The organism is Streptomyces sp. NPDC004721 (assembly GCF_053601495.1).
On record NZ_JBSGBZ010000035.1, the window covers coordinates 54245 to 65798 of the forward strand.

Below are 11554 nucleotides of genomic sequence, written 5' to 3' on the forward strand. Positions count from 1 at the left end.
TCAGGGGCGGCGGTACCTGCCGAACAGGAAGCCGTCGTCCTCCAGCAGGGACGCCAGGGTGAAGCGCCGCGGGACCGCGACGGAGGGGCCGCCCGCGATGCGCTGGGCGTCACCGGCGGTGAGCATCGGGGAGACCGTGAGGCACATTTCGTCGAGGACGCCGGACGCCACCATCTGACCGAGCAGGCGGGGGCCGCCCTCGGTCAGCAGGCGGGTGTGCCCGAGTTCGGCCAGCGCCCGGACGGCGCGGGCGGGGTCGACGCCGGCGCCGTCACCGGCGATCACCACCCGGGCGCCCGCCTTCTCCGCGGCCGCGATCCGCTCCGGGGCCGCCGCCGCGCCCGTGAGGACCAGCGTGGGCACCAGCGGCGAGGTGAACAGCGGCAGTGAGAAGTCCAGCTCCAGGCTCGCCGTGACGACCGCGATCGCCGGCGCCGGCCCCTGCCCGGCCGCCTCCCGCAGCGCCGCGAACTCCGCCCGGGCCCGGGCCGGGCGGTACCCCTCCTGGCGCACCGTCTCCGCGCCGACCACCACCACGTCGGCCAGTGCCCGCAGGGTGCCGAAGATCCGCATGTCGGCGGCGCTGGAGATGGGCTGCGAACGGCCCTCGTGCTGGGCGGCCCCGTCGAGGGTGGCGACCATGTTGGCGCGCAGCCAGGGTTGCCGGCCCGCCGCCTCGCGCTCGGGGTAGGCGTACGCGGCGGCCAGTTCGGCGAAGGTCCACTCCCGGTCCACGAGGGCGCCGGGCACGCTCGTACCACCGGCCCCGTGCGTCCCGTCCGGGGTCTGGGCTGCTGTTTCGTCGGTCACAGGGAACAGGCGTCGCATGACGTGCAGTGTTCCATGCCGCTTACCATGGGGAACCGTGTCGTCCTCCACAGCCGCCTCCGGGCTCAGCTCCCTGACCGCCGCGGCCCCGCTGTCCCTGTGCGCGCGCGAGCCGCACGTCCCCGCGGACCGGCTGGTCGCCGAGATGGTGCCGCCGCCGCGCTTCGACTCGGTGCGCTTCGCGACGTACATCCCGGACTCGAAGCAGCCCAGCCAGACCGAGGCCGTCGAGGTGCTGGACGACTTCGCCGCCGGACTCGGCGGGGCACCCGCGACCGGCTCCGGCAGGCGCGGCCTGTTCGGCTTCGGCAGGGGCAAGAGCAAGACCCACACCAACGACAAGGTCAGGGCGAAGGGCAAGGGCAAGGCCGCCGGTGCCGGGCCCCGCGGTGTGTACCTCGACGGCGGTTACGGCGTCGGCAAGACCCACCTGCTGGCCTCCCTGTGGCACGCCACCCCTGCCGAGCCCGCCCGCAAGGCGTTCGGCACCTTCGTGGAGCTGACCAACCTGGTGGGCGCCCTCGGCTTCCAGAAGACCGTCGAGACCCTCTCCGGCCACCGCCTGCTGTGCATCGACGAGTTCGAACTGGACGACCCGGGCGACACCGTGCTCGTCTCCACCCTGCTCGGCAGGCTGGTCGACGCGGGCGTCGCGCTCGCCGCCACCTCCAACACGCTGCCGGGCAAACTCGGCGAGGGCCGCTTCGCCGCCACGGACTTCCTGCGCGAGATCCAGGGCCTGTCCGCGCGCTTCCGCACGCTGCGCATCGACGGCGAGGACTACCGCCACCGCGGCCTGCCCGAGGCGCCGGCGCCGTACTCCGACGAGCAGGTGACGAAGGCGGCGTACGCCACCGAGAACGCCTCGCTCGACGACTTCCCGCACCTGCTGGACCACCTCGCCAAGGTGCACCCCAGCCGTTACGGCGCCCTGACCGACGGGTTGGCGGCCGTGTGCCTCACCGACGTGCGGCCGGTGCCGGACCAGTCGACGGCGCTGCGGCTCGTGGTGCTCGCGGACCGGCTCTACGACCGCGAGGTGCCCGTGCTGGCCTCCGGCCTGCCCTTCGACCGGCTGTTCAGCGAGGAGATGCTGAACGGCGGCTACCGCAAGAAGTACTTCCGCGCGATATCCCGCCTGACCGCCCTCGCCCGGGACGCCAAGGGGCTCGTCGAGACGTACTGACCGGGACAGCGCACCGGCGGACGGCTTCCCGGGGTCTACCGTGTCTCCTGGCCGGCTCTTGATCGTTGGCCGGTCCGCGCGGAGACACGGAGTCACCCCATGCAGCCCCTGATCCACAACGCCCGTACGTTCGGACGGCGCCCCGAGGACTTCGCCCGGCTCGCCGAGGGCCAGTCCCCCGAGGTCCTGTTCATCACCTGCTCCGACTCCCGGGTCGTCCCGGCCCTGATCACCGGCGCCCGGCCCGGCGAGCTGTTCGAGCTGCGCACCGCGGGCAACATCGTGCCACCGTACGCCTCGGCGCGGCCCACCGCCGAGGCGGCCACCATCGAGTACGCGGTGGAGGTGCTGGGCGTCGGCGACATCGTCGTCTGCGGCCACTCCCACTGCGGTGCGGTCGGCGCCCTCGTCCGCGGGGACGACCTCGACGCCGTGCCCGCCGTACGGGACTGGCTGGCCCACGCGACGCCGCGGCCCACCGGGGCCGCGGAGGACCCGGCCGTCGCCGAGGGCGTCCAGAGCCACGCGCTGACCCAGCTGCTGCGGCTGCGCTCGTACCCGTGCGTCGAGAAGCGGCTCGCGGACGGCCGGCTCACCCTGCACGCCTGGTACTACGAGGTGCACACCGGCGCGGTGCTGGCGCACTGCCCGCGGACGGACGCCTTCACGGCCCTGTGACGGCCGCGGGACGGCCCTGTGGGACGGGGCCGTCCCGCGGCTCGACCATGACCTCGGAGCGGGCATATCGTTGAAGCGGGCGCATAACGCGCATACCGGCGACCGGTCGAGGAGTCCTCGTCATGGTGCAGGAACTGGTGACCGCCGTGATCACCGCGGGCTGCGTGGGGTTCGTGTACCTCGCCGCGGCGATGCGGGTCGTCAAGCAGTACGAGCGCGGGGTGGTGTTCCGCCTCGGGCGGCAGACCGGTGAGCCGCGGCCGCCGGGCCTGGCGGTGATCATCCCGTTCGTGGACCGGCTCTACAAGGTCAACATGCAGATCGTCACGCTGCCGATCCCGGCCCAGGAGGGCATCACCCGGGACAACGTGACGGTACGCGTGGACGCGGTCGTCTACTTCAAGGTGGTCGACGCCTCCAGCGCGCTCATCCGGGTGGAGGACTACAAGTTCGCGGTCTCGCAGATGGCGCAGACGTCCCTGCGCTCGATCATCGGCAAGAGCGACCTGGACGACCTGCTGTCCAACCGCGAGAAGCTCAACCAGGGTCTTGAGCTGATGATCGACAGCCCGGCCGTCGGGTGGGGCGTGCAGATCGACCGCGTGGAGATCAAGGACGTCTCCCTGCCGGACACGATGAAGCGGTCCATGGCCCGGCAGGCGGAGGCCGACCGGGACCGGCGGGCCCGCATCATCAACGCGGACGCGGAGTTCCAGGCGTCCAAGAAGCTGGCCGAGGCCGCCCAGCAGATGGCGGACACGCCCGCCGCGCTGCAACTGCGGCTGCTCCAGACGGTGACGGCGGTCGCCGCCGAGAAGAACTCCACCCTGGTCCTTCCCTTCCCGGTCGAGCTGCTGCGCTTCCTGGAGAAGGCCCAGCGGGAGCCGGAGCCGGAGTCGTACCAGAGCCTGGCCCGGAGCGTCTCACGGGCGGCTCCCGGCCCGCCCGAACAGTTGGTGGAGGGTGCGCGGGCATCCGCGGATCCCGGCGACCCCGCCCCCGAGGAGGCCCCGATCACGCCCGTGCGGAGCACCGCCGACGCGGTCACCCCCGACCCGGACGGCAGCGCGGCCCGCACCAGGACCTAGTGCCCCGACAGACAACGTTCGCCCCGTCGCGACGCCCGGCACGCCCTCTCGCCGCACCGGCCGAAAGCCCAAGTACGTCCAGTACGAGTGCTTCCGGCCGGCACTCCCCCAAGCTCTTCGAGCAGGGGGTACCCCCAGAGCACGCACCGGACGCCGCTCCTTCACGGGCAAACGTTGCCTGCCGCGGCACTAGCCTCCCCCCATCCCCCGGACGGCCTCGCGCGGTGGCGGCACCGTGGGGGCCGTCGTTAGCGTGCGAGGCATGCGCAGCCGGTTCATGGGGGTTGTCCTGATCGCGACGCTGGGAGGCGTCGCGGGGTGCGGAGGTGGCGGGGGCGGCGACTCGGGGACCGCCACGCCGAGCGGCTCCGGCACCGCCTCTCCCGGTGCCGCGGGTCGGATCACCGTGTCGAGTCCGGCGTTCACCGACGGCGGCACCGTTCCCGGCCGCTACACGTGCAGCGGGGCGGACGTCTCGCCGCCGCTGGCGTTCTCCGGGGTTCCCGCGCGCACGGCGGGGCTGGCCCTGCTGGTGGAGGACCAGGACGCCCCGGGAGGCACGTTCACGCACTGGCTGGTCTGGAACATGGACCCGCACACCACGAGCCTGCCGCCCGGCGCGACCCCGCCGGGAGCCGCCCAGGGACGCAACGACTTCTCCAAGACGGGCTACAGCGGCCCCTGCCCGCCCCCGGGCAAACCCCACCGCTACGTCTTCACCGTGTACGCCGCCGACCGCCGCCTCGCCCTGAGGCCCGGCGCCACGGCCGCCGACATCAGGCGCGCGCTGAGTGGCCACACCCTGGTCTCCGGCACCCTCACCGCCCGCTACGGCCGCTGAGCCGGGACCGCGGCGCCCGGCCACCGGCCGGGTGACCGCGCCGCTGTGCCGCCGTTCTCGTGATCAGATAAGGTCATATGTTCATCGTGTGATCACACTTGTACGGCGCATCACCGCCGTCTGCGCTCTCAGCGCCGCCCTGGCCGCCTGCGGCGGCGGCACCGAGGCGTCCCGCGCCGGTCTGACGGCCCCCTCCACGTCCGCGTCCGCGTCGGCCTCCCCCTCCGCTCCGGCCAGGCCCTCACCCTCCCGGCCGCCGACCCTCACCCCGGGACCCGGCGGTCTGACCCCCGTCTTCAGCAACGGCCCCCGCACCAAGGGGAAGACGGTCGCCCTCACCTTCGACGCCGACATGACCGCCGACGAGGGACCGCGCGCGGCGGCGGGCGAGCACTTCGACAACCCGGGGCTCATCGCCGCCCTGCGTGCCCTGAAGGCGCCGGCCACGGTGTTCATGACGGGCCGCTGGGCCGAGCAGTACCCCGATCAGGCCCGCTCCATCGGCAGCGACCCCCTGTTCGAGCTCGCCAACCACTCCTACAGCCACTACGCGTTCACCGCGAACTGCTACGGCCTGCCCACCGTGCCCGCCGACCGGATGCGGTCGGACGTGGAGGGCGCGTACGAGGCGTTCCGCAAGGCGGGCGTGCCGCACGCGATGCCGTACTTCCGCTTCCCCGGCGGCTGCTACGACCAGCAGTCCCTGCGGGCGCTCAGCGGTCTCGGCGTCACCGCGGTGCAGTGGGACGTGGTGAGCGGAGACGCCTTCGCGACGGACGCGGACGCCGTGGTCCGGCAGGTCCTGGGCGGGGTCAAGCCGGGCTCGGTCGTCGTCATGCACTGCACCCGCAGCGCCGCCCCCACCACCGAGCGCGTGGTGCGCGCCGTCGTACCGGAACTGCGCAAGAGGGGCTACCGCCTGGTGAAGGTCTCCGACCTGATCGGCGCCACGACCGACCGCGCCTGACGGGCCGGCCGGCTTTCGGGGGATCACCGCGGGCCGGTGGTCGGGGGGGCCACCCGCGGGCCGGCGGCGGCCGGCGGCCGGTCACCCGGCTGGCAGACTGGACGCCGTGAGCATCGACGAGAGCACCACCGCCACCGCCCCGCAGGACAGCCCGTTCCGGTCCGAGCCCGGCGTACGCGACCAGGCGAGGCAGTTCGTGCTGCCGCTGGTGGTGCGGATCGAGCGGGCCGCTCCCCCGGCCCGTACGGACGCCCTGGAGACCGCGGCCAGAGCGGTCCTGGTGCTGCTCACCGACGAGCGCTCGACCGGTGACGGGGAGTGGGCGCGGGCCGTGCGGGACTGGCAGGACGCCCGGATCCGCAAGGTGGTGCGGCGGGCGCGCGGCGCCGAGTGGCGGCGGGCCGAGGCGCTGCCCGGCATCACCGTGACCGGGAGGACCGCGCAGGTTCGGGTCTTCCCGCCCGTGCCGCTGGACGGCTGGCCCAAGGACCTGGCGAGACTTCAGGTCTCCGGCACCGAGCTGGACAACCCGGAGCCGCCCGCCGCGCCGGACCCGGCCGTCCCGGTGCTGTGGATGAGCCCCGGCCTGGACATGTCCGCGGGCAAGGCGATGGCCCAGGCGGGTCACGGCGCCCAGCTCGCCTGGTGGGAACTGTCCGAGGAGCAGCGCACGGCCTGGCGGGAAGCGGGCTTCCCGCTCACCGTCCGCACCGCCGCCCCCGCCCACTGGCGGGACCTCACCTCCGGCGGACTGCCGGTGGTGCGCGACGCCGGCTTCACGGAGATCGCCCCCGGCTCCTGCACGGTCGTCGCCGACCACCCCGCGCTGCGCCCGGGCCGTGTCCAGCGCCTGTCGGGGCACTGAGTCCCACAGGGCTTTAGCTCAAATGTTGCTCTGAAGGTGCGGGCGGCGGGGTTCGGGTCCCGGCGCCCGGGCCATACCCCCGTCACGTGCACCGTGTGGAAGCGGGCAAGAGGGGGCGAGGCCACGATGGAGCGGCTGGGAACGGGGATCGGGTGGCGGCCGGAGATCGCGGACGCCGTGGAGGAGATGCCGGGCATCGACTGGGTCGAGGCCGTCGCCGAGAACGTGTGTCCCGCGCATCTTCCCGAGTCACTGCTGCGCCTGCGCCGCCGCGGGGTGACCGTGGTGCCGCACGGGGTCTCGCTCGGCCTCGGCGGTGCCGACCGGCCGGACGAGGGCCGGCTGACCGCCCTCGCCGAGCGGGCGCAGGCGCTCGGCTCGCCGCTGGTGACCGAGCACATCGCGTTCGTGCGCGCGGGCGGCGCACTGACCGCCTCCCCGCGGCTGGAAGCCGGGCATCTGCTGCCCGTACCGCGCACCCGCGACGCCCTCGACGTGCTGTGCGAGAACGTCCGGATCGCGCAGGAGGCACTGCCCGTGCCGCTCGCGGTGGAGAACATCGCCGCACTGCTGGCCTGGCCGGACGAGGAGCTGACGGAGGGCCAGTTCCTGTACGAGCTGGCCGACCGCACGGGCGTGAGGCTGCTGATCGACGTGGCCAATCTGCACACCAACCACGTGAACCGCGCAGAGGACCCGGCCCGGGCGCTGACCGAACTCCCCCTCGAAGCCCTCGCGTACGTCCATGTGGCGGGCGGCTTCGAACGCGACGGCATCTGGCACGACAGCCACGCACACCCGGTGCCGCGGCCGGTCCTCGACATCCTGACCGACCTCGCCTCGCGCGTCGCCCCGCCCGGGGTCCTGCTGGAGCGCGACGAGAACTTCCCCGAGCCGGCTGAGCTGGAGCGGGAGTTGGCGGCCATCGGAACAGCGGTGGAGTCGGGGCGTACGGCGGCCCGGCGGGCGGTCGATCCCACCCCCGGCCCCGACCCCACCCCCACCTCCGGTCCCGGCCAGGCACCGGGCGCCGGCGGCCGCGGTGCCCCCGGACCGGATCCGCGGCCGGCCGGCGGCACCGAGCCCGCGCGGCAGCGGCTCGCCCTCGCGCAGACCTCGCTGCTGTCGGCGCTCGTCGCCGGGACGCCCGCGCCGGAGGGGTTCGACCGGGTGCGCATCGGCGTGCAGGCGCGGTCGCTGGCCGCGAAGCGGGCGGACGTCGTGGCCAAGGTGGCGCCCGAACTGCCGGTGCTGCTCGGCGAGGAGTACCGGACCGCGTTCCTCGCGTATGCGCAGAGCCACCCGATGACCGGGGGCTACCGGCAGGACGCCCTGGAATTCGCGGAGTCCCTGCTGCTCGCCGGCAGGCCCCGGAACGCGGGCGTCCGGCGGGAGTTGCGGGAGTGGTGGCTGGACCGCTCGGGGCCGGCGCCGCGGTCGCGCCGTCCGGCGGTACGGGTGGCCCGCGCGGCCCAGCGGGTGCTGCTGCGCCGCTGAGCCCGGCCCCGACGCCCTGACTTCGGGAAACAAACGGAACGTCACATACCGGCAACACCTTGTCCGGATGGCGAACAAGGCATGGCGTTTCCCAGGCCTCTGGCATAGAAACGCGTCATGTTCTGGGTCCTTCTCCTGCTCCTGGCCTGGGCCTTCGCGGGCTCGGCGTGCCTGCGGCTGTGCCTGGCCGCGGTACGCGCCGCGGCCGTCGACGCGGACGCGGGCCGGGGCCGCGATCTGACGCTCTACGAGGCGGCGTTCCTCTCGGGCGGACCCGCGCGGGTCGCCGATCTGACCCTGGTCTCCATGGCGCGCCAGCGCCGGCTGCTGCTCGCGCACACCGGCTGGGCGACGGTCGTCGATCCGCGCGGGCGGGACGAGATGGAGCGTTCCGTCATAGGGGCGATCGGCCCGGAGGGACAGTCCCGGATCGCGCCGGTGCGCGCGGCCGCGGCCACCGCGGACGCGGTGCGCGGCCTCGCCGACCGGCTCGTCAGCGCCGGTCTCGCCGTGCCGGACGGGGACGGGTCCACGATCGCGGCCGGGGTCCGCCGGGTGCGGACGGCCACGCTGGCCGTCCTCGCCCTGGGCACGACCGCGCTGCTGCTGCCCGGCCCGACCGGGATGCCCCGCGAGCTGATCGCCCTCTGGTTCGCGCTGCCGCTCGCGCTCACCCTGAGCTGCCTGGCCATCGCCCGCTTCGAGGTCCACCCGTACTCGCATTGGGCGTCCCCGGCCGGACAGCGCCTGCTCGGCGCGCTGAACCGGCGGGTGAACGGGACCGGTGGCGAGCGTACGTACCTGACGTCCGTGGCCGTGCACGGCATCAGCGCGATCGGCGAACCGAACCTGCGCGCGGCCTTCGCCCACCGCGACCAGCCCTCGCCCGACCGGCCCTCGCGCGGCACGCCCCCGCACGGCCGGGCCCTCCGGGACCGGTAACCCCCGAGCGGCCCGGGCCAGACCAACGGGCGTACGGGAACAGGCATGCGGGCGTACGGGCACCGGTGCGTGCCGGAGCGCGCGCCCGGCACCAGCGCTCGCGCGGGGCGCGTCGGCAGCATCGGCGCCGACACCGGCGGGACGGTGCTTGCCCTCCCCACCGGGGCGAACGAAACATCCCTTCTGTCGCTGCCGTGCACCGAAGGGATACGCGATGACCGCTGCCACCGTCTGGACGGCCGCCGGGTCCCTGGTCCTCACCGCCCTTGCCGGCGCCCCGGCCTCGGGCGCCGCGCGCCTTCCCGGCACCGCGGCGGAACTGCGCGGCACCGTCGTGGCCGCGGCGCGCGCCCAAGCGGCCGGAATCGACTTCGGCGCGTGCCCGAAGGCGCGGGACCTGCCCGGCACCATGGAGTGCGGCACGGTCGTGGTGCCCCTCGACTACACGCACCCCGACGGCGAGCGGATCCGGCTCGCCGTCAGCCGGGTGCGGGCCACCCACAAGGACCCGCGCAACAGCAAGCGCAGAGTGCCCCGTCAGGGCGTCCTGGTGTTCAACCCGGGCGGTCCCGGCGCCGACGGCACCTCCTTCCCGCTCATGGGTCTGCTGCCGGAGTGGAAGCGCGTCGCCGCCGCGTACGACCTCGTCGGCTACGCCCCGCGCGGGGTGGGCCGGTCGGCCCCGCTGTCCTGCCAGGACCCGAAGGGCTTCTTCAAGGCGCCCACACCCGCGCCGACGCACCCCTCACGGGCGTACAAGGAGCAGCGCGTCGCCGAGGCCAAGGCGTACGCGGGCGGCTGCGCCCGGCGCGCGGGCCAGGCGCTGCGGCACTACAACTCCCTCAACAACGCCCGCGACCTGGACGTGCTGCGGGCGGCGCTGGGTGAGGACCGGCTGACGTTCGTGGGCGCCTCGTACGGCACCTACTTCGGCGCCCTGTACGCCACCCTGTTCCCCTCGCACGTGCGCCGGATGGTCTTCGACGCGGCGGTGAACCCGGCGCCGGACCGGATCTGGTACCGCAACAACCTGAACCAGTCGGCCGCGTTCGAGGCCCGCTGGGCGGACTTCCGGAAGTGGGCGGCCCGGCACGACGACGTGTACGCGCTGGGCCGCACGGCCGGGCAGGTGCAGAAGAGCTACGACAGGGCGCGGGAGCGGCTCGCCGCCGAACCGGCGGACGGCTCGGTGGGACCGGGGCAGTTGCAGGGCCTGTTCCTGACGGCCGGGTACTACGACGACTACTGGCCGGGCGGTGCCGAAGCCCTGTCGGCGTATCTGAAGGGCGATCCCAAGCCGCTGGTCGCGCTGGCGGCCCCGCACCGGGAGGGGGCCGCCGAGGCGGAGAACGGCAACGCGGTCTACACGGCCGTGGAGTGCAACGACGCCGACTGGCCGACGGACTTCGAGGTCTGGGACCGGGACAACACCCGGCTCGCGCGGATGGCGCCGTTCGAGACCTGGAGCAATGTGTGGGCGAACCTGCCGTGCGCCTACTGGAAGGCACCCCGGCAGCGGCCCCTGGATGTGCGGACCGGGCCGGGTGAGCTGCCGCCGACACTGATCCTGGCCGCCGAGCGGGACGCGGCCGCTCCGTACGACGGTGCCCTGGAGCTGCGCCGGCGCCTGGCCGGTTCGGTGCTGGTGACCGAGTGGGGCGCGGGCACGCACGGCATCGCGGGCGGGCCGAACGCGTGCGTCAACGCGTATCTGGACGCCTATCTGCTCCAGGGCCGCCTGCCGGCGCGGCAGGCGGCGTGCGCCCCACGCGCGGAGCCGAGGCCGGACGGCCCGACCTTCCACGAGTCCCGGACTCGCCAACTGCGCGAGGCCCTGAAGAACGCCACCGGTGGGCCCGCCGCCACCCGCTGACCAAGCCGGGTCCCGGGGCCGGCCCCGGGACCCGGCCGGGTGTCAGGCCAGACCCGCCACCAGCTCGGCGATGTCCTTGCGGCGCCCGGTGAAGAACGGGATCTCCTCGCGGACGTGCCGGCGGGCCTCCGAGGCGCGCAGGTGCCGCATGAGGTCGACGATGCGGTGCAGCTCGTCGGCCTCGAAGGCGAGGACCCACTCGTAGTCGCCGAGGGAGAAGGACGCGACCGTGTTGGCCCGCACGTCCGGGTAGCCCCGGGCCATCTTGCCGTGGTCGGCGAGCATGCGGCGGCGGTCCTCGTCGGGCAGCAGGTACCAGTCGTAGGAGCGCACGAACGGGTAGACGCTGACGTAGTCGCGCGGCGTCTCGTCGGCGAGGAACGCCGGGATGTGCGAGCGGTTGAACTCGGCGGGGCGGTGCAGCGCCATGTTCGACCACACCGGTTCCATGGCGCGGCCGAGCCTCGTGCGACGGAAGAGGTTGTACGCCTCCTGGAGCTGGTCGCTGGTCTCGGCGTGCCACCAGATCATGAGGTCGGCGTCGGCGCGCAGGCCCGAGAGGTCGTACGTGCCGCGGATGGTCACGTCCTTGGCGGCGAGCTGGTCGAACAGTTCCTGGACCTCGTCCGCGTAGCCCGCGCGGTCCTCCGGAAGCAGATCCTTCAGCTTGAAGACGGACCACAGCGTGTAGCGGATGACCTCGTTGAGGTCCTTGGCCAGCTTGCCCTTGTTCGGGATCCTGCCGGACTCGGTGGTGGGGGCGTCGTCACTCATGAGGCTATTCTCCCG

Annotated in this window: 11 protein-coding genes; 9 read left to right on the forward strand and 2 right to left on the reverse strand. The window is 74.0% G+C overall.

Going from position 1 to position 11554, the window contains the following annotated elements; all coding sequences use genetic code 11:
- Positions 1-828: a pyrimidine reductase family protein gene (locus tag ACWEK3_RS27870; protein ID WP_450540575.1), complete on the reverse strand. Its 828-nt coding sequence runs from the start codon at positions 826-828 to the stop codon at positions 1-3.
- A 37-nt stretch (positions 829-865) separates the two neighbouring features.
- Between ACWEK3_RS27870 and zapE the strand changes: the two genes are divergently transcribed.
- The 9 genes from zapE (at position 866) to ACWEK3_RS27915 (ending at position 10765) form a co-directional block, all read left to right on the forward strand.
- Positions 866-2014: a cell division protein ZapE gene (zapE, locus tag ACWEK3_RS27875; protein ID WP_453250868.1), complete on the forward strand. Its 1149-nt coding sequence runs from the start codon at positions 866-868 to the stop codon at positions 2012-2014.
- A gap of 99 nt (positions 2015-2113) precedes the next feature.
- Positions 2114-2692 carry a carbonic anhydrase gene (locus ACWEK3_RS27880; protein WP_453250869.1) on the forward strand — a complete coding sequence of 193 codons (579 nt, stop codon included), beginning with the start codon at positions 2114-2116 and terminating at the stop codon, positions 2690-2692.
- Between the two features lie 122 nt (positions 2693-2814).
- On the forward strand, positions 2815-3780 hold the full coding sequence (locus ACWEK3_RS27885) for a slipin family protein (RefSeq protein ID WP_453250870.1): 966 nt from the start codon (positions 2815-2817) through the stop codon (positions 3778-3780).
- A gap of 262 nt (positions 3781-4042) precedes the next feature.
- Positions 4043-4621 (forward strand): YbhB/YbcL family Raf kinase inhibitor-like protein, encoded by a 579-nt coding sequence (locus ACWEK3_RS27890; protein ID WP_453250871.1) that lies wholly within the window; start codon positions 4043-4045, stop codon positions 4619-4621.
- An 88-nt stretch (positions 4622-4709) separates the two neighbouring features.
- Entirely contained in the window at positions 4710-5588 is an 879-nt protein-coding gene (locus ACWEK3_RS27895; protein ID WP_450545836.1) for a polysaccharide deacetylase family protein, read from the forward strand.
- Positions 5589-5685: 97 nt separating this feature from the next.
- Positions 5686-6453 carry a peptidyl-tRNA hydrolase gene (locus ACWEK3_RS27900; RefSeq protein ID WP_453250884.1) on the forward strand — a complete coding sequence of 256 codons (768 nt, stop codon included), beginning with the start codon at positions 5686-5688 and terminating at the stop codon, positions 6451-6453.
- Positions 6454-6579: 126 nt separating this feature from the next.
- A complete protein-coding gene (locus ACWEK3_RS27905; RefSeq protein ID WP_453250872.1) occupies positions 6580-7950 on the forward strand; it encodes a DUF692 domain-containing protein in 1371 nt (456 codons plus the stop codon).
- 117 nt (positions 7951-8067) lie between these two features.
- On the forward strand, positions 8068-8892 hold the full coding sequence (locus ACWEK3_RS27910; protein WP_453250873.1) for a TIGR04222 domain-containing membrane protein: 825 nt from the start codon (positions 8068-8070) through the stop codon (positions 8890-8892).
- 214 nt (positions 8893-9106) lie between these two features.
- Entirely contained in the window at positions 9107-10765 is a 1659-nt protein-coding gene (locus ACWEK3_RS27915; RefSeq protein ID WP_453250874.1) for an alpha/beta hydrolase, read from the forward strand.
- 42 nt (positions 10766-10807) lie between these two features.
- Here ACWEK3_RS27915 and hemQ read toward each other — a convergent pair whose 3' ends face one another.
- Positions 10808-11539 carry a hydrogen peroxide-dependent heme synthase gene (hemQ, locus tag ACWEK3_RS27920; RefSeq protein WP_390728028.1) on the reverse strand — a complete coding sequence of 244 codons (732 nt, stop codon included), beginning with the start codon at positions 11537-11539 and terminating at the stop codon, positions 10808-10810.
- Between the last annotated feature and the right edge of the window lie 15 nt (positions 11540-11554).

Excerpts from the sequence above, each read along its gene's own strand:
- ACWEK3_RS27915 (WP_453250874.1), top strand. The coding sequence starts at position 9,107 with ATGACCGCTGCCACCGTCTGGACGGCCGCCGGGTCCCTGGTCCTCACC.
- ACWEK3_RS27910 (WP_453250873.1), top strand. The coding sequence starts at position 8,068 with ATGTTCTGGGTCCTTCTCCTGCTCCTGGCCTGGGCCTTCGCGGGCTCG.
- ACWEK3_RS27870 (WP_450540575.1), bottom strand. The coding sequence starts at position 828 with ATGCGACGCCTGTTCCCTGTGACCGACGAAACAGCAGCCCAGACCCCG.
- hemQ (WP_390728028.1), bottom strand. The coding sequence starts at position 11,539 with ATGAGTGACGACGCCCCCACCACCGAGTCCGGCAGGATCCCGAACAAG.
- ACWEK3_RS27890 (WP_453250871.1), top strand. The coding sequence starts at position 4,043 with ATGCGCAGCCGGTTCATGGGGGTTGTCCTGATCGCGACGCTGGGAGGC.
- ACWEK3_RS27885 (WP_453250870.1), top strand. The coding sequence starts at position 2,815 with ATGGTGCAGGAACTGGTGACCGCCGTGATCACCGCGGGCTGCGTGGGG.
- ACWEK3_RS27880 (WP_453250869.1), top strand. The coding sequence starts at position 2,114 with ATGCAGCCCCTGATCCACAACGCCCGTACGTTCGGACGGCGCCCCGAG.
- ACWEK3_RS27905 (WP_453250872.1), top strand. The coding sequence starts at position 6,580 with ATGGAGCGGCTGGGAACGGGGATCGGGTGGCGGCCGGAGATCGCGGAC.